We start from the raw sequence: 17477 nt of genomic DNA on the forward strand, positions 1-17477 counted from the left end.
CCCCTCACCTCACCGTGATCTTGTCGACGTTGGGGCCTCCGGACGAAGTGGTCGCGGTGGCCCGGACGGTGTTCGTGCCGGACTTGAGCGGGACGGACAGCGAGCTGGTCGCCCAGGTGTCCCAGGAGCCGGTGGGGTCGAACGCCCGACCGGCGGAGACGACCGTTCCGTTGACGGCGATGTCCATCGGACGGTTGGCCGCGGTGCCGTTGGCGTAGCGAAGGTCGAGCGTGGCAGTGGCCGCGGCGTTCGAGTTGAACGTCCACTCCACGTAACCGCCCGTGACGTTGTCGTAGTTGACGAACCCGGAGCCGGAGTAACCGGTGTGGTCCGAGGCGAACACGCCCTGCGAAACCCGGGCGTCCTCAGCCTGGTGGTCGGCCGAGGCGGCGCTCACCAGTTGGTAGCCGCGCATGTCGGTGATCAGCAGGTAGCAGTCCTCCAGCGACCCGGAGGTGTCGCCGAGCGAGCGGTAGATCCCGTACTTCGGGCGCACCCGGTCGGCGAGGTAGGTGTCGATGCCGGATTTGGACACGTCGATCAGCTGCCTGCCGTCACTGCCCCGCAGGATCCACCGCAGCGAGCCGCTGGTGCCGTCCCCGACCTTGATCTGGAAGTCGACGTGGGTCCAGTCGTCGTGCAGCGGGTCCAGGCTGGTGCGACCGATGAGCAGGCCGGAGGTGGCCAGTTGCAGCTCGATCGTCTGCGCGCCGTTCACCCGCCGCAGCGACTGGACGACGATCGGCGAGGTGCCGGCACCCGGCTCCTTCATCTGCATGATGTGCGTGAAGGTGGAGGTCGCCTTCAGCGAGCTGGGGATGTAGAGCAAGTACGTGACCCGCCAGGTCTGGCCCGGCAGCCACTGCAGATAGTCGCCGCCGGCCGGGCTGCGCATCCCGGTGACCTCCTGGCGCTGCCGGTCGGTCATGGTGTCCCGGTCGACCATGTGCATGTTCCAGCGGTAGTTGTCCCCCTCGGGGTAGATGTGGGGCTGTCCGGCCGGGTGGGAGTCGGCCCGGTCGTCCTCGACCGTCTCGAAGGCGGCGAGGCCGTCGGTGCTCGCCGATGGCGACCAGCGTTGCTGCCAGGTGGACAGGGACAGTGCGGCGGTGGCCGGCGGGCCGGCGATGGCCGTGCTCGGGGGCGGCGATGCGGCGGCCCGGTCGCCTGCCGCGGCGCCGGGCAGGGTTGCCGCCAGGACCCCGCCGAGGCTCGCGCCGAGTACGCCGCGCCGGGACGGGCGGCCAGAGGTGTCGGTCACGGCGTGGTCACCGTCCCCCGGAGCTGCTCGTTCATGATCAGGAAGGCGCCCAGGCCGTGGAAGTCGTTGGTGGCCTTCGTACGGGCGACGTAGTACGCGTAGTCGCCGACGTTGGTGCCGACCGAGATCGTCGTCAGGTTGGTCCGGCCGTCGCTGCCCAGCGACAGCCGGGCCAGCACACCCTGGTAGCCCTTGGCCGCGACGGCCGCGTAGTGCGAGTCGAGGTAGCCCTGCTGGGCACCGCGCGAGAGGGCGTAGGTGAACATGCTGGAGCAGGAGGTCTCGGTCCAGTCGTCGGACCGCGAGCCCTTGTCGATCACCTGGAACCAGCGCCCCGTCGCCGGGTCCTGGTACTGCTCCAGGCCGGCCGCGAGGTTCTGGAAGATCGTCAGCAGCTGGGCACGGCCGGGCTGCGTCGCCGGCGTCCCGTCCAGGACGTTGACCGCCGCCATCGAGTACCAACCGACGGCACGGCACCAGTACTCGGGCGACAGGCCGGTGGCAGGATCCGACCAGGTCGCCGTCTTCGACTCGTCGTAGGCGTGCTTGAGGATGCCGTTCGGCTGCTGCAGGTGGCTGCCGTAGACGTCGAGTTGCTTGACCGCCTCAGCCCGTGTGTAGGTCTCGTCGCCGAACTCCTGGCCGTACTCGATCAGGAAGGGATTCACCATGTACGTGCCGTCGGCCCACAGCTGGTGGGCGCGGCTGCTCGTGTCGGCGTGCCAGAAGCCGCCGTCGGTCGTGCGGGGGTAGGTGTCGAGCCGGGTGCGGATCTTCCGGGCCGCGACGGCGTACTTCTCCTGCCCGGTCTCGTGGTGCAGGATCACCAGCAGCCGCCCGGCCTGCATGCTGTCGAGGCTGTTGAAGCTCTGGTTGATGGAACCGTCGCTGCTGACGAACCGGTCGACGTAACTCTTGATGTACGTCAGGTACTTGCTGTTGTGGGTGCGCAGGTAGACCTGGTATTGGCCGAAGAGGTAGAGGCCCACCGGGTAGGACCAGCCGCCAATGGCGCTGGGGCTGTAGCGGGCCATCGTGGAGTTGACCATTGCCGCCGACCAGTCGGTGGTGCCGGCGGCTGCGGGGCGGGCGTCGCGTCCCGGGGCGGTGGCGGTGGCGGTCGCCCGACTCGGCGCGGCGAGGGCCAGGCAGGACAGGGCCGCCGCCAGCAGCCCGACGACCGCGCGCCGCATCATGTGCGCTCTCGTTCGATGGCCCCTTAAGGGGCGGACGTGGATCATATTTCCTCCTCGTCTGATGTGGGGTCAGTGTTGCTGGAGGTGCGAGAAACATTGGATCTGTCGGAGGACTGTAATGAAAGTTTCCTAACTGTCAATGGGCCGGGTGCGGGTTTGCCTGCCAGGAGGTAAAGAAGTTCACGGTGCGACGCCAAAGCAGGATCGGGCATACATCGGAGGTGTTGGGGAGGCGCCGGGAAGCGTCCGCCACTCGGACGAGCTTCCGTGAGCGCTCACGGTAGCGCTCACGGAAGGGTCCGGCCAGACTTCTGACGCATGACTCTTGGGCACTCCTGCGCACCGTGCGCACCACTGCGCACCTGTTCGCACTGGTGTCGCATCCGCCGGTCGCCGGCGTGGCCGGGTGCTTGTTGATCGGACAGGAGGCCAGCGATCGCCTGCACGGTGACGACGAGAGCCTTCATCGCGTTCATCCGGCTTCTGCCGGAGATGGACCTGGTCTGTCCGGGATGTCGTGCGGCGGGGCGTCGAACCCGGATCTCGGTGGAGTCGGTGATCGCGGTCTGAGCGGTGGCGCCGAGGTGGGCGATCACGTCGGCCAGAGTCCGAAGCCGCAGTGCCACGGGTAACCGCGCACGAGCTCGTCAGCGTTCCTCGCCGTCGCCGGGGATGTCCCGATGTTCGAATTCCGGGAGTCCGTCGGCGGCGTGGGATACGAGACTGCGCGCCGAAAGCCTGCACTGCTGGATGGCCGTGGTCGTGGTGCGCCACACGGCCTCCGGGGACACGAGAGGCCTGTGGCGACGCCCGGTTCCAGTCGGGTCGGCGGGGGAAGGGCCGAGGCTGGAACCGGGCATCAAATCCGTCTGTCTCAGGCTGTGTTCAGCGGGTCTGGAGCGCGGTGTCGTCCAGGACGAAGGACGTCGTACCGCCGTTGGCGTCGGTCTCGGTGCCGGTGAACCGCACGGTGAGAGTCTGCCCCGCGTACGCCGTCACGTCGTGGGAGTGCTGCGTGTAGCCGGTGTTGTGACTGAGGTTGGAGTACGTCGCCAGCGTCGTCAGGACGGTGCCGGCCTGGTCGAGCAGCTGCACCTTGAAGGTGTCGGGGGTGGCTGTCGTGGTGTTCTCCGTGGTGTCGACGTGCAGCCAGTACGAGAGGGTGGCGGTGCAGGCAGCCGGGATGGTCACCGTCTGCGCGACGGTGTCGGTGTCGGCCTTGCCGTCGCCGTTCGTCCAGGCGTCCCAGCTGCCGGAGTGGGCGGGCTCGTCAGCGGTGTCGTTGTTGATCGGCGCGAAGCCCAGCGTCGAGCTCTGGGTCCACGGCGCGATTGTGGCGCCGTTCTCGAAGCCGGCGTTGCCCAGCAGTTGCGCGGCCGTGCAGCCACCGCTGGTAGAGGTGACGGTCAGGGTGTAAGCCACGGTGTGGCTGCCGGACGCGGCTGTTCCCAGCACGGAGAGCGGATACGTGCCCGCGGCGGTTCCGGTGGCGACGGTGGCCGTCATCGTCGTGCTGCCGCCGGCGGTCACCGAGGCCGGGTTGAAGGAGATCGTGACGCCGGTGGGTGCACCGGTGGCGCTGAGCGTGACCGTCTGCGCGGAGCCGGAGGTGACTGCCGTGTTGACGGTGGCGGTTGCCGAGCCGCCAGGGGCGGCGGTTCCTGAGGCGGGGCTGACGGCGACGGAGAAGTCGTTCGCCGGGGCGGTGGTCGTCGCGGGGTTCCAGTAGTCGCCGGCCATGACGATGTAGACGAGGGTCTTGATGGTCTCGCCGAAGTAACCGTCGCCGAAGGGGTTGGTGGCGAGCTGGTTCCAGATCGTGTCGGTCCACGCCTGGTCTCCGGCGGCCATGGCGGCCGGGCCCACCGAGTCGCCGGCCTCTTCGGCCTGGTCGGAGGTGGAGTAGACGGTGCAGTTCAGGTTCAGGTGCGGGTAGACCTTCTTCGGGTCGCTCCCGGAGACGGACTTGGCGCAGGCCGACCACTTCTTGGCGTCGCTGTAGGCCGTGGCGGCCGTGGTGGTGCCGTTGAGGAGGGCGTCGGTCCCCATGTGCCAGGGCACGCGGATGGAGTTGTACCCGACGATGTTGTCCGGCTGACTCTCCTGGTAGTTCGCAGGGGCCGGCTTGGGGCTGGTGGTGTCCGCGTTCACCACGAAGTCCGAGAGCAGTCCCTTGGTGGCGGAGTACGTGCCGGTGAACTCGTTGACGATCGCCTCGGTGCGGGTGACGACCTTGTTCCAGTCGTGTGCGGTGTCGTACGCGGCGAATGCCCGCAGGTGATCGAGCATCATGTCCGACGGCCGGGTGTCGGTGGACGGACCGTCGTCCTCGCACTTGAGGTGGCCGTCGGCGGCCACGTCGTGAGCGTAGATCCGGCCGAGCCAGGCCTTGGCGTCGCTGGTGTAGCCTCCCCACTGCTTGTCGGCGAGGACCAGGCCGTAGCCGATGTCCAGATCGCCGTCGGTGGCGGAGTCCGGGGTACCGCTGTCGGCGTATTTGCAGGTGCTGCCGTCCAGCTGCCACTGCATCAGGCCGTACTGGTCCTCGTGGTCCTTGACCAACTGCCACATGCCGTCGAACTCGGCCTTGGCGTTCGCGTCGTAACCGGCCATGAGGGGGACGATGTTCATGCCGTAGCCCTGGCCCTCCGAGACCGGGCCGTTGTTGGGGGCGTCGCCGTCGCCCTTGGTGGATACGTAGTACTCGTTGGAGGCACAGCCGTGGACGAGGTAGGCACTCTTCCAGGCGTCGTACTGCTTCTTGACGGCGGCGTCGCGGGTGGCCGCGGACGCCGACGGCATGACGCCGGTCCGGTAGGTCACGTGGGTCGGGAAGGGGTTGGCGGGGGTGGTCGCAGCGACGGCGGGGCCGCCGCCCGCTACAACCGTGCCCAGGGCGAGGCAACCGGCCGAGGCCGTGGCCGCCACCAGCTTTCTCAGAAAGTGCGCCATCAATGCTCCCAAGGGGGCGAGGGGGGGGCGTGGGCGAGGGTGGGGATTTCGTTAGGAAAGTTTCCTAACCACTTGGGATCGTGTCAATCCCTTGAGCACTGGCTTGATTCCGTGGGGATCTTGGTGTTCGCGGCACACCAGCGTGACCAGCGGCTCGGCTCGTGCGGAAATGACTACGGGGGAAGGACGATCGGCGTCCGCATCGCCCGCAAGGGCATCGACTCCAGCGAACGACTTGGCCGACGCCGCTGGAGAAGTGCAACTGGAGTACCAGTACTCCAGCCGTACATCGTGATCTTCGTGAGTGCCTCGCCCTGCCGACCCGGGGCTGAGGCCTCCGAGGGCCGCCGGCCTGGCAGGGGCTAAGCTGCCCCGATGACCGTGGCCTTCTCCGACGCCTTCCTGCACGCCGCCGAATACCACGCGGCCTGGGGCGTACAGCAGCTGGAAATGATCGACCAGGCCTTCCCGGCTGGGCCGTGGACGGCAGATCTGGAACAGTGCCGCTACGAGTCCGGCGGCCGAAGCCTCCGGGTGGGACTGCTGGGCAGCTACGACCTGGCCGAGCAGACCTGGTTGTGGGGCTGGGCCAACCCGGGGCTGCGCGGCAGTGAAGTGGCCGCCGCCAGCGCGCGAATCCCCGAGTTCGGCCGTCGTCACGGCATCGTGGAGCTGCAGCAGGAGGACGTGGCGCTAGCCCGTTTCGACGATCCGCGCCGCGCCGCTGAGGCGCTGGCCTTCCTCGGCATGGCAGTGCTCGGCGCGCCCGGCTACATCGGCCAGGAGGCCGGTCCGGAGACCCGGGTCTACTTCGTGCCGCAAGATCCGCAACTCCAGCCCGCGCGGCTGGACCCGGTCCCGATGCCGCGCCATCTGCTCACTGGCGCACAGCTTTTCGCACGCTCGCCGCGACTGGTGGTCAACGGCTGGTTCGCCCTGCACGGCGTCTCGGTGCAGGAGGCCGCCGACCAGATCACCGCGCCTTTGCCCAGCGGGGGTGCGGCGGTGGTCTCCTTCGACTCCGTCGGCCGCATCTCGGGCATCAACGCCGGACCGGTTTCTGCCTAGTACTCCACCGTAGATCTTGAACTTCATGGCTGGGCGGCGACTTGCCTGCGGTAATGACACTGGCGTGCGCGGGCTTGATGCTGGCGTCGCCAGTGTGACCAGCGCAGGCAGTGTACGAGGTCGTGGGATTGGGCTTATCAGTGGGCGGTTCGTAAGGCGATGTCCGTTTCTGGCTGGGGTGGGAGCAACAACGCTGGTGGAGGTTGTGCCGGCTACTGCTTCCTGGCGAAGTTGCCGATGTCGGCCTCGGTGAGGATCCCGAGTTTGACCAGGCGCTTCAGCTTGGCGCGGTTGCCTTTGACGTTCTTCGGCAGCTGTTCGTGGCCGAGGACTTCGCAGAGGTCCTTGGCTCGTAGTGGCTCGGTCGTGTGGTTGAGGGCGGCGAGGATGCGGGGGTAGTCCGGGTGGTCGGGCAGGTCCGGGGCGACGGCCGGGAGCCGGTCGGCGAGGCCGGTGACGGTCTTGCGGGTGATCGTGAAGTGCTCCAGGTGCATCTCGGCCTCCCGCAGTCGGGCCTGCAGGTCTTCGGTCTGTGCGCGGAGGTCGTCGGCCAGGGCGCGGGCGGCGTCTTCCTGGAGGTCCAGGGCTTCGAGCAGGGGCTGGATGTTCACGCTGCCGCCTCCTGCACCGTGCGCCAGGTGGGGGCGTCCGCGCCGGTGAGGCGGCGGGTCTTGACGTGGGTCATCGCCCAGTAGACGCGGGAGGCGGAAGAGGAGGGCCGGTGCTCGTAGTCACGGACCAGGCGGCGGTGCAGTATCAGGATCCCGTAGGTCTGCTCGACCTCCACAGCACATCACCAGATCAACAACCGCAGACGGGCAGATTCCGCCCGCTGTCACAGCATCAGGTGACAGCAGATCAATACAAAGACTCACGAACCGCCCACTTACGCCAATCGTCGCTTCTGCCGCCCACCCCTCGCACAGTCGCATGGACCGATCAGTTCTCAACGATCAGGCGGCTGTTTGCGGGTCTAACGCCCTGAATGTTCTCTACGACTCTCAACAGGTTCAAACAAAAACTTTCGCGCAGCCTCTTGACGCCCGTGAACACCCCCTCCAGACTCCTCATCGGTCGACCCAATGGCAACGTAAACATCAGCTCTGCGTCCGTCGGGAGCCGGGCAACCGCCCTGGCGCCCCGCACCTCCCAGGCCATCTGTCCTACAAGGGCACCCGATGCGCCCGGGCACCTCCGATCCGAAGCGACAAGTGCACGGCGGACGCCGCCGGTAAGCGGCGTCCAGGGCATGGCGGCGCGGCCCCTCACCTGCGATCCGGAGCCTCGTGCCCACCCCCTCTCAGCTGCTTTGCTCCGTTCCGCTCGCTCGCCCCGACGCCTCGTCAGGACAGCGAGCCACCCCCACGGGAGCGTTCATGAAAAGATCCACTGTCTTCCCGCGCCACCAGCGCCCCGGCCGTCTCCGGGCGATACTGGGCGCGCTGACCCTGGCTATCGCCGGTACAGCAGCCGCTGCGGTCTCAACGCCTGCTGCCGCGTCGGCCGCCGCATCCACAGCAGCGGGAACCTCTGATTTCCGCGGCGTCAACTGGGCCGACGCGCGCGACAACTACGCCGATGACCCCGTCGTCCCCTCCGGGCTGAGCACATCCGACAGTTACGCCACAGTCAAGGCGAAGGCCATGGCGATCCTCGCCGGGTTCCAGAACAACCTCGGCGCCAATACCGTCCGCCTGCCCGTCAACCCGTACTCGGTGGGAACCAACTGGTGGAACTCCTACACCGGTGCCATCGACGCCGCTACCGTCATGGGCTTCAAAGTGATCATCGGCTACTGGGAAGGGCCGTCCCACAAGGACGGCAAGGTCGACGACACCGCCGCATGGAGCACGATGTGGAACACCGTCACGGCCAAGTACGGCGGCAACTCCTCGGTGTACTTCGAGCCGATGAACGAGCCCTTCGGCTACAGCGCCTCCGCCTGGGCGGACACCGCCGCCGGCTGGCTCGACGCCCACTCCGGCATCCCCCGCAGCCGCGTGTTCATCAGCGGCACCGGTTACAACGACAACGTCACCAGCGTTTGCGCCGACTCTCGGCTGACCGGGACGTATCTGTCCCTGCACGACTACGCCTTCTGGGCCTCTCACAGCTACACCGACTGGATCACCGACTTACGCAACCGGATCGGCAGCTGCGCTTCGCGAACAGTTCTGGACGAGTTCGGCGCGCCGATGACCACCGGCCTGGACTACGGCGATGCCTTGAGCACCGACAACTTCGTCGCCTTCATCCGTGCCGCCACCGAGACCACACGCTCCCTGTCGATGGGCTCGGTCTACTGGCCCGGCCTGCGCAACGGCGACACCTACAGCATGGAGACCCTGCACGGTGCAGGTACAAACCTGTCGCTGGCCACGAACAACGCCACCGGGGCCGACCGTCTGCGCTACGGCTGGGGCTTGAGCGGTGGCAGTGGTCCCGCGGGCGGCGCCGCCCTCGTGCGTTCGGCCTCCTCCGGTCGTTGCCTCGACGTGCCCGGCCAGTCCCAGAACGACGGCACGCAGCTCGACATCTGGGACTGCAACAGCGGCGCCAACCAGCAGTGGGCCTACGCCTCCGGCAAGGAGCTTCAGGTGTACGGCAACAAGTGTCTCGACGCATACGGCCAAGGCCGCACCAACGGCACGGTGGCAGACATCTACACCTGCAACGGCGGCGCCAACCAGCAGTGGAACCTCAACTCCGATGGCACCATCACCGGCGTCCAGTCCGGCCTGTGTCTGGAGGTCTCCGGAGCCTCTACCGCCAACGGCACCCCGGTTGAGCTCTGGGCGTGCAACGGCGGCTCCAATCAGCGCTGGGCACTCACCGGGTAGACGCAGGCCCGGGGCGCCAGGGAGGTTACCCGGCCCCCTACCGCGTCAACGGCCTGTACCTCGCACGCAGCACATCGTGGAGCCGGCGCACAAGCCCCCCGGGCGCAGCGTCACAGCCCTGACTGGCATGGATGGCGACTGGCGAAGACTCCGCGCGGGCCGGCCCTTTCCCGCAGGAGCGCCAGAGCCTCATGCCCAGCCTCAGCCCGAGAGAAAGGAACGCAGACATGAAACGACCGCCTTGGACCCGAGCCGAAACCGCCGGCACGGCGATAGGAACGAAGAGGAGAGCAGGCATGAAGCGGGCATGTGCCATTCTCATGGTGCTTCTCGGCTTCCTCGCAGCGGCCCAGCCGGCCCAGGCCGCAGCCGTAACCCAAAATCCCGGCACCGTCTGGTCTGACACCGCCGGGAACATCATCCAGGCCCACGGCGGAGGCCTCATCAAGGACGGCAGCACCTACTACTGGCTCGGTGAGGACAAGACCGACGGGTCGCCCTTCCAGAACGTCAAGTGCTACTCCTCAACTGACCTCAAGAACTGGACATTCGTCGGCAACGTCTTGACGCGGCAATCCAGCGGTGACCTCGGACCCAATCGTGTCGTCGAGCGGCCCCACGTCATCTACAACAGCTCGACCAAGCAGTACGTGATGTACATGCACATCGACGACAGCAACTACTCCGAACGCAAAGCCGGAGTCGCCACCAGCAGCAGCGTGTGCGGCGCCTACAGCTACCGGGGCAGCTTCAAACCGCTCGGCCACGACAGCCTGGACGACAACCTCTTCCTCGACGGCACCACCGCCTACTTCATGAGCGAGGACCGCAGCAACACCCAGCTGCAGATCTACCGGCTCTCCTCAGACTTCCTCAGCGTGTCGTCCCTGGTCAAGACCTTGCCGCAGTACGAGGCGCCGGCCATGGCCAAAATCGGCGGCACCTACTACGTCTTCGGCTCGCACCTGACGGGTTGGTCGACCAACGACAACCAGTACGCGACGGCGACCTCGATCACAGGCACCTGGTCGTCATGGCGCAGCTTCGCCCCGTCCGGCACCAGTACGTGCAACTCGCAGACCACGTCCATCCAGCCGGTCGCCGGATCCAGCACGACCAGCTACGTCTTCATGGGCGACCGGTGGAACTCCGGCAACCTCAGCGACTCGCGTTACATCTGGGAGCCCCTCACCGTCAGCGGCTCCACCGCGTCCATCACCTGCCTGGGCTCATGGACCATCGACGCGCAGACCGGCACTACCAGCAGTGCCGGCGGGAGCGGCACCACCGAACTGCGCGGGACAGCCTCCGGCCGATGCCTGGACGTGCCGAACGGGACCACGGCCAACGACACCCAGACCGAGATCTGGGACTGCAACGCCGGCGCCAACCAGCTCTGGACCCTCAACTCGTCGAAAGAACTCGTCGTATACGGCAACAAGTGCCTCGACGCATCGGGTGCCGGCACCAGTCCCGGCACCGCGGTCATCATCTACGACTGCCACGGCGCGACCAACCAGCAGTGGAACATCAACAGCAATGGCACCGTCACCAACGTCGCGTCCGGCCTCTGCCTGGATGTCGCAGGTGCCTCCACCGCCAACGGCGCGCTGGTCGACCTCTGGAACTGCAATGGTGGCAGCAACCAGCAGTGGACGCGGCAGTGACCGAGCCGGCAGCGAACTGAGTAGCTCCAGCGGTCCGGCACCGACACGTTCACCGCTGAGAACCACCTTCACGCCCCCACACAACAGCCGGTGAAGGTGGCGGGTGGGGACAGCTCCAGCTGTCCCCACCCGCTCGAACGTCATCCCACTCGCTTGGCGTCTCCGTGATCAACAGATCCGCCGTTTATTGCGACCCTGCTGCGGACGGTCTTCGAGCAGCCCGACGCCGACGCGGTCAACGCCCAGATGCGCCACGTCCTGGACGCCCTGGCCGCCGCACCGACGTCGAAGACAAGATCACCGAGTGGCCGTCGATACACCACTCCAGCGGACGTGACCCGCAGGTACGGCGCGATTCCTCGCTGACGTCCGCCGCTCCGGCTGGGACCATGTCGGGTACGACCAGGATCGAAGGTACGTCGGCCGCACGCAAGTCACCGGCGGACGGCGTGACAGACACCCTGCGAACCGGGAAAGGCTGGTATGAACCGCACATTGTACTGGCGCCCAGGGGCCGTCCAGCCACAGTACGAGTTGTCGGGCGACCTCAAACGCGCAATCGCCCACCGCTACTGGGGCCATGACGGCGGCGCACGGGACGGTGATCAGTGTCCTCTCACCGAAGAGGACATCCCCTACCTCGAGGACCTGGCGGAGAAGGGTGTCGACGGTGCCGCCGCCCTGAGCGCCGCGATCCGTGAGCACGACAACCGCGTCGTGGTGTGGATCACCGGCCCCGCAGACCCGCCGCGCAAGAGGTCCTGATCACAGACCGCCCGGATGGTCAGGTCGCAGGCGAAGTGCCAGGCGTCCTCCCCCGCGAGGGACCGATCGCGAGAGCGCAGCACCATCAAGGCAGCGTCCCAGATGCTCTTCGGACTCTGCCCGGGAGGAAGAGCTTGCAGGTCACGCCCAGAATCGTGTTTCCGAGCGGAACAGCGTACCGCTCGCCCTTCCCCGCATCACGACAGCGCCCAGCTGCACCAGGGGCCCGGCAGCACCCGCTCAGGGGTGCTGCCGGGCCGATGTCGACCGGGTGCTCAGTAGGAGAACCGCTCCAGGCCGTTGGCCCACGGGTTGACCAGGTAGGCGGTGCGGGTGGCGGGGTCGAGGAACAGGCCGCGCCGGCTGGTGAAGTCGAAGTTGGACGTGGTGAGAACGGAGTTCACCACGTTGGCGACGGGGTGGCGCCCCAGGACCTTTCCGGTGTCGGGGTCGATGACGGTGATCTCGCTCAGGGCGTTGTTGTCGCCGGAGGTGCCCACCTCGTACAGGTTGGCGACGACCGCGACATGGTGCTGCGCGTCGAGAGCCGGCCACATCACGCCCCGCGTCCCGAGGTCGTTCGGCGCGGAGGTGTCCAGCGTCCGCTGGTCCGCGGTGCGCCAGTTGCTGGTCGGGAACTCCCCGCTGTTGTAGTCCGGGGTCACCGAGCCGGCGGCCACGTACACGCGCTGCCCCTTGCCGTCGGGCAGCAGACCCGCGGTGCAGCCGGGCATGGTCGTGAGCGGCGAGACGGTCCGGGTGTCGGGATCGACCGACACCGCCCAGTAGGGCACCCGCCCGGAGAGGCAGGGGCCCATCGTCCCGGAGGTGGCGACGAAGAAGGTCCCGGTCGAGGCGTCGACGGACACGTTGCTGAAGCTCCGGCCCGGGCTGGCCGAGTTGACCGGCAGCGGGGCGGAGACGCTGCCGGTGGCCATGTCGACCGTCCGCAGGGCGGCTTCACCGGTCAGTCCGTTGTAGGTCATGACGGCCGCGCGGTGGCGGACAGGGTCCACGACACCGCCCTGGAAGTAGAGCGACGAGGAGCCGTCGGCCGGTGTCAGCGGGGTCGTCCGCACCTCGGCGCCGGTCCTGGTGTCGCGCAGGTCGAGCAGCGCCGGAGAACTGCTGGCGAACGGTGCGCGGGCGATGAGGGTGTGCCCGCTGGCGGGGTCGGCGCCGACGACCTCCTGCATCATCGAGCTGCCGGTGTCCTGCGAGACCGGCACGCCGAGGGTGCCGCTCTTCAGGGAGTACGACTGGGTGGTGGAGCCCTTGAGCACCGTCCATCCTTCGGCGTCCTGCTCGAAGTCGTCGGTGGCGATCAGCGCCTCTCCCCCGCTGATCTCGAAGTTCTCCAGCGTCCCGGGGACGGTCTCACCGTCGAGGTACTCCACGAAGGAGGTCGGCGACGCCTGGCCGACGGGCTTGCCGCCGTGCGTGGCGACGACCCGTACCGGGTACTGGAGGCCGGTGGGCAGTCCCAGCGCCTTGAGGTCGAGCAGCGTGGTGCCCTTCACCGACGGCAGCGCGCGGAACAGCGTCGAGGCGTGGTCGACACCGTTGTCGTCGCGGCCGCTGCCGTTCTGGTTGGTGGTGGTGTTGAGCGCTCCGTACAGGGTCGGCGCGGGGGTGAGGAATTCGACGGCCGCGCCGTCCGCCCCGGCCACGCCCTTGGCGTCCCAGGAGATCTTCAGCCCGGAGGAGGCATAGGTCAGGCTCACGGAGTGCCCGGTGACGCCGCCGGCGGCGGCCAGCATCGGTGCCTGCGGCCGCTGGTCGGCGCCGGGGCCGATGCGCAGCGCCCGGAAGTCCCCGAGGAGCTGGCCGCCGCCCAGAGTGATGCCGACGCCGTAGAGTCCGGTTCCGCCGGCCTGGAAGGCCGCGGCCGGGATGGTCACCGACCCCTTGGTGGCGGACAGCGGGGTGCTCCACTGGGCGCGCCACTTGTCCATGGTGGTGAAGGGCGTCCAGTGCCCGACCGAGGAAAGGACCAGCGCCGGGTCGATGGCGTTGCGCAGCCCGGTGAGGTCGTAGTGCACGGTGACGGGCTTGCCGAGCGGGCTCGAACCGGGCGCGGTCGGCGCCTGCGGCTGCTCGTAGGTGCCGTCCGTCGCGCCGAGGGTGATCCGGCTGGACGCGGACGCGACGACCTCGGCGCCGTCCAGGGCCTCGAAGGTCACGGTCAGGTCGCGCGGTTCGGCGGACACCAGCGGCAGGCCCGCGGCGGCCAGCAGTTCACCGGGCAGGACCCGCAGGCTCGGGCCGGCCGAGGGAATCGATCCATGGGCGCCGACCTTCAGACGGTACGCCAGGTGCTCGCTGCCGCCCGTCAGGTCGAGGCCGAAGGTGAGCGGGGCCAGGGTGTTCTGGCCGGACGGGGTGTCCATTGCGTCGAGGGGCCCGGCCAGGTCGATCGCGGCCGGGTCGGTGGCCTCGACGAAGCTGGTGGTGGGGGTGACGGAGAGCAGCTGTCGCTGAGCGACCGAGAGGCGCACCGCGGACGGGGTGAGGCGGTGGCGCTGGGCGAGCACCTTCTCCACGGCGGCGGTCACGTCCAGCTGTGGACCCATGCGCAGCGGCTGGTCGGTCTGCGGCGGTTGGGCGATCGGTCGTCCGGTCGCGACCAGCAGGTCCCGGACCTGGCCGGGGGTCAGCTTGCTGCCGGTGCCCTTGGCCGCGGCGAGGACGTCGGCCGCGGCGGCGGCTATCATCGGGGCCGACGCCGAGGTGCCGCCGTTGAGCACCACGGAGGTCCCGTCCGAGGTGTGGATCAGCGAGGGCAGGTTGTCGCCGGGCGCGGCCAGGTCCACCCGGGTGCCGAAGCCGGAGGAGTAGCCGGCCGAACCGTTGTAGCGGGTGGTGGGGTAGACCGCGGTACGAACGTCGCCTGAGGTCAGCGTGTCGTCGACGGTGGTGCCGCCGGCCGCGATCACCCCGGTGTCACGGACCAGCGAGGGGGTGGTGGTGGGGGCGACGTCGTTGATGTCGGTCTGCGCCGCCCGGCTGGACGTCCGGTCGGTGGGCGTGCTGCCGCCGTCCGGGCCGACGGACACCGGCAGGCCCAGCCGGGTGCCGTCGTTGGAGGAGACGACCACGACGACGCCGGAGTCCACGATGGAGGCCAGCGTGTCCCGGATCACCGGGTCGTCCTCCAGCCACCGGGCGGGAAAGCCGATCGAGCCGTCGGTGCCGAAGCCGAGGCTGGCGGTGATGACGTCGGGGCGCGGCTTCTGCGCGGCGGCGGCCTTCAGGGCGGCGGCGATGCCGTCGCTCGACGGCTCCTGGGGGATGACGAGCCGGTACTGCGCGCCGGGCGCGATGCCGAGCAGGTCGGTGGCGCCGCTGCCGGTGTTCTCGGGTCGCTGCCGGTCGTGCGGCAGCGGGGACATCATCGAGAAGTCGAGCAGCACCTCGGCGAGGTTGGGGTCCTGGCCCTCGGTCGATCCGGTCGGATCGAGCCGGCCCTTGTTGTCGCTGGTGTAGGTGGGGATCAGCGGCAGGGAGGGGTAGTCGAGATAGCGCTGCCCGTCCTTGACGACGGTGGTGGGGCCGTACGCCTGGACGTACGAGTCGCCGTTGTCGGCCATCGACTGGTCGGTGAGGTCGCCGAGCGACACGTTGGTGACGATCTGTCCGGCGCCGGGCAGCGCGTGCAGGTAGGTCGCGGAGTCTTCAAAGGCGCCGGCCGCGTCGACCCCGCCGGCGTTCAGATAGGACTGGAAGGATGTGGTCAGGCCCGCGTTGGAGGGGAGTCCGACGGCGGCGGCCGGGGTCGCGGCGAGGGACCTGCGATCGGAGGCGGCGCCGCCGACCGCCTCGCGGATGGCGGCGGGGAGCGGGACGGGACCCGAGTTCATGGTCTGCGGGCGGACGGCGGAGCGGGCTCCGCCGGTGTCGCCAGCTACCTGGTAGGGCGTCAGGCCTGCGGCGTTTACGCGGCGTTGGAGGAGGTCGGCGGTCGGGGCGAGCGGGGTGCCCAGCCCGGTACGGCCCTTGGTGGTCGGCACCGGGAACACCCGGGTGCTGCCGTCCTTGCCGGTCAGCGTGCCGGTCCCGCCATCGGACCAGCGCACCACCGAGCCGTCGGGCAGGGTGACCGTATGCGCCGCGGGGGCCGCACCAGCTGCTGAGGGCGGGGGCTCACCGGTGGAGGCGGGAGTGGCGGCGTGCACCGCCGCGGGGGTCCCGGCGGCCAGCAGAGCGGCGGCCAGGGTCCCGAGTGCGACCCGTCTGAAGCGTACGGACATGCGACGTCCTCCGATGATTCAGAGAAGTAAATATTTGTCCTTCTCAGTGATCGCGGCTCCGACTCACCTTGACGGTGCAGCGTCACGCTGGACAAGATCCTTTGATTGCGGGTACGCGCAGTTGCCCACATGAGCGCCGGTCCGTTGGTGACGGGCCGGGTACGGTCACTGCGCGCTCTCGACCCGCAGGAGCTGCCGATGGACACCTCCGCGGACGACCCGTGGACGGGGGCGGGACCGGAATCCCCGGCGGGGACCGGCCGTGACCTGGGAGCGGAGTCCGGCCGTGACCCGGGAGCCGGGACGGGACCGGGCCCGTGGGCCGGCGCCGGGCTGGACCCGCTGGCCGGGCGGATACTCGATCACCTGGTCCACCATCCCGTCTCGGGCACCGCAGCCGTCGCGGCGGCCGTCGCCGCACCTGCCGCCGCGGTCGGACGGGCACTGCGGTCCCTGGAAGCCGAACGCCTCGTCATCCGTGCCCCCGGGCGCCCGACCCGCTGGAGCGTCGGGCCGCCGCGCGTGTCCCTCGGCTCGCTGCTGGCCCGCCGACGGCAGGAACTCGCCCTGGCGGAAGAGCACATGGAACAGCTCGACGAGGTGTACCGGGCCTTGGCGCACCCGCGGGCGACACCGCGTCCCGTCGAGGTCCTGGAGGACGAGGGCGAGGTCGCCGCCTGCTACCTGCACCTCCTCACAACCAGCCGCCACGAGGTACTGCACCTGGCGAAACCGCCCTACGTGACCGCCACCCCCGACGGACCCGGACCGCGCCAGCGGCCTGCTTCCGTCACGGCCCGCGACGGCGTACAGCTGCGGTCCGTCTACGACAGCGAGGGGCTCACCGACCCGGTGTCCCTGGAGACCGCGGTCCGCGGCACATCGCTGCTCCGCGGGGACCTGCGGATCAGCTCCGGACTCCCCGTCAAACTGGCGCTCTTCGACCGGACCGCGGCTCTCCTGCCGCTACGCGGCGACCGGCCCGGGCTGGGCTCGCTGCTGGTGCACTCCCCGGCCCTGCTCGACGTGCTCGCCGCCTTCTTCGAGAGCATCTGGGAACGCGCAGTCCCCATGTCGCTGGAGACCCTGCGGGACTGGCGCGTTCCCTACCAGGCCCCCCTCGGCGGGGAACCCGACGCGCGGACCCGGGAGATCCTGCACCTGATGGCCACCGGGCTGAAGGACGAGGCCATCGCCCGGGTGCTGGGGGTGAGCAGGCGGACCGTCCAGAAGCACGTCAGCGAGGCCGTCCAGACGCTCGGGGCCAGGACGCGCTTCCAAGTGGCCCTGCTCGCGGCGGAACGCGGCTGGCTGACCGGCTTCGCGGCGAGCCGCGGGGGGCCGCCGGTGGGCGGCGGGGACGGCGGGGACGGCGGGGACCACGACCGCTGAGAGCGCGGAGAGCCCGAAACCGAACCCGAAACCGCCGGTGGATGTCGCCACGATGATCTGCCTGTTCAGCGACTCGCGATTACGGA

11 protein-coding genes and 2 pseudogenes are annotated in these 17477 nt (G+C 69.0%); 5 read left to right on the top strand and 8 right to left on the bottom strand.

The window, feature by feature from the left end; all coding sequences use genetic code 11:
- Positions 1 to 4: 4 nt before the first annotated feature.
- The 5 genes and pseudogenes from NFU81_RS07290 to NFU81_RS07310 form a co-directional block, all read right to left on the bottom strand.
- Positions 5 to 415 carry a carbohydrate-binding protein gene (locus tag NFU81_RS07290; RefSeq protein ID WP_251486401.1) on the bottom strand — a complete coding sequence of 137 codons (411 nt, stop codon included), beginning with the start codon at positions 413 to 415 and terminating at the stop codon, positions 5 to 7.
- Positions 395 to 1261, bottom strand: a pseudogene (locus tag NFU81_RS07295) (polysaccharide lyase family protein); the annotation flags it as partial. The gene NFU81_RS07290 and the pseudogene NFU81_RS07295, both read right to left, overlap by 21 nt.
- Complete coding sequence (locus NFU81_RS07300; RefSeq protein WP_251486233.1) at positions 1258 to 2457, bottom strand: glycoside hydrolase family 88/105 protein; 1200 nt, start codon at positions 2455 to 2457, stop codon at positions 1258 to 1260. The pseudogene NFU81_RS07295 and the gene NFU81_RS07300, both read right to left, overlap by 4 nt.
- Positions 2458 to 2744: 287 nt before the next feature.
- A complete protein-coding gene (locus NFU81_RS07305) occupies positions 2745 to 3053 on the bottom strand; it encodes a hypothetical protein (RefSeq protein ID WP_251486236.1) in 309 nt (102 codons plus the stop codon).
- A 289-nt stretch (positions 3054 to 3342) separates the two neighbouring features.
- Positions 3343 to 5409 carry a glycosyl hydrolase family 8 gene (locus tag NFU81_RS07310; RefSeq protein ID WP_251486239.1) on the bottom strand — a complete coding sequence of 689 codons (2067 nt, stop codon included), beginning with the start codon at positions 5407 to 5409 and terminating at the stop codon, positions 3343 to 3345.
- 375 nt (positions 5410 to 5784) lie between these two features.
- Between NFU81_RS07310 and NFU81_RS07315 the strand changes: the two genes are divergently transcribed.
- On the top strand, positions 5785 to 6477 hold the full coding sequence (locus tag NFU81_RS07315; RefSeq protein ID WP_251486242.1) for a DUF6882 domain-containing protein: 693 nt from the start codon (positions 5785 to 5787) through the stop codon (positions 6475 to 6477).
- 212 nt (positions 6478 to 6689) lie between these two features.
- Here the strand turns inward: NFU81_RS07315 and NFU81_RS07320 are convergent, their stop codons facing one another.
- A complete protein-coding gene (locus NFU81_RS07320) occupies positions 6690 to 7088 on the bottom strand; it encodes a hypothetical protein (protein ID WP_251486245.1) in 399 nt (132 codons plus the stop codon).
- Positions 7085 to 7258 (bottom strand): annotated as a pseudogene (locus NFU81_RS07325) (IS5/IS1182 family transposase); the annotation flags it as partial. The gene NFU81_RS07320 and the pseudogene NFU81_RS07325, both read right to left, overlap by 4 nt.
- Before the next feature lie 595 nt (positions 7259 to 7853).
- On the opposite strand from NFU81_RS07325, the gene NFU81_RS07330 reads away from it, so the two are divergent.
- From NFU81_RS07330 to NFU81_RS07340, 3 genes are all read left to right on the top strand, one after another.
- Positions 7854 to 9317, top strand: a complete 1464-nt coding sequence (locus NFU81_RS07330; protein WP_251486248.1) for a ricin-type beta-trefoil lectin domain protein — start codon at positions 7854 to 7856, stop codon at positions 9315 to 9317.
- Between the two features lie 296 nt (positions 9318 to 9613).
- Entirely contained in the window at positions 9614 to 10984 is a 1371-nt protein-coding gene (locus NFU81_RS07335) for a ricin-type beta-trefoil lectin domain protein (protein WP_251486251.1), read from the top strand.
- 483 nt (positions 10985 to 11467) lie between these two features.
- On the top strand, positions 11468 to 11749 hold the full coding sequence (locus NFU81_RS07340; protein ID WP_251486252.1) for a hypothetical protein: 282 nt from the start codon (positions 11468 to 11470) through the stop codon (positions 11747 to 11749).
- Between the two features lie 275 nt (positions 11750 to 12024).
- Here the strand turns inward: NFU81_RS07340 and NFU81_RS07345 are convergent, their stop codons facing one another.
- Entirely contained in the window at positions 12025 to 15999 is a 3975-nt protein-coding gene (locus tag NFU81_RS07345; RefSeq protein ID WP_251486253.1) for a S8 family serine peptidase, read from the bottom strand.
- Positions 16000 to 16128: 129 nt separating this feature from the next.
- Here NFU81_RS07345 and NFU81_RS07350 point away from each other — a divergent pair, with 129 nt between their 5' ends.
- Positions 16129 to 17391: a helix-turn-helix transcriptional regulator gene (locus tag NFU81_RS07350; RefSeq protein ID WP_251486254.1), complete on the top strand. Its 1263-nt coding sequence runs from the start codon at positions 16129 to 16131 to the stop codon at positions 17389 to 17391.
- Positions 17392 to 17477 lie beyond the last annotated feature (86 nt).

Source organism: Actinacidiphila cocklensis, from assembly GCF_907177275.1.
GTDB lineage: Bacteria > Actinomycetota > Actinomycetes > Streptomycetales > Streptomycetaceae > Actinacidiphila > Actinacidiphila cocklensis.

What these genes read in the sequence shown, in the direction of transcription:
- NFU81_RS07350 (WP_251486254.1), top strand. Translation starts at nt 16,129, where the DNA reads ATGAGCGCCGGTCCGTTGGTGACGGGCCGGGTACGGTCACTGCGCGCT.
- NFU81_RS07290 (WP_251486401.1), bottom strand. Translation starts at nt 415, where the DNA reads ATGCGCGGCTACCAACTGGTGAGCGCCGCCTCGGCCGACCACCAGGCT.
- NFU81_RS07310 (WP_251486239.1), bottom strand. Translation starts at nt 5,409, where the DNA reads ATGGCGCACTTTCTGAGAAAGCTGGTGGCGGCCACGGCCTCGGCCGGT.
- NFU81_RS07330 (WP_251486248.1), top strand. Translation starts at nt 7,854, where the DNA reads ATGAAAAGATCCACTGTCTTCCCGCGCCACCAGCGCCCCGGCCGTCTC.
- NFU81_RS07345 (WP_251486253.1), bottom strand. Translation starts at nt 15,999, where the DNA reads ATGTCCGTACGCTTCAGACGGGTCGCACTCGGGACCCTGGCCGCCGCT.
- NFU81_RS07335 (WP_251486251.1), top strand. Translation starts at nt 9,614, where the DNA reads ATGAAGCGGGCATGTGCCATTCTCATGGTGCTTCTCGGCTTCCTCGCA.
- NFU81_RS07315 (WP_251486242.1), top strand. Translation starts at nt 5,785, where the DNA reads ATGACCGTGGCCTTCTCCGACGCCTTCCTGCACGCCGCCGAATACCAC.
- NFU81_RS07300 (WP_251486233.1), bottom strand. Translation starts at nt 2,457, where the DNA reads ATGATGCGGCGCGCGGTCGTCGGGCTGCTGGCGGCGGCCCTGTCCTGC.
- NFU81_RS07340 (WP_251486252.1), top strand. Translation starts at nt 11,468, where the DNA reads ATGAACCGCACATTGTACTGGCGCCCAGGGGCCGTCCAGCCACAGTAC.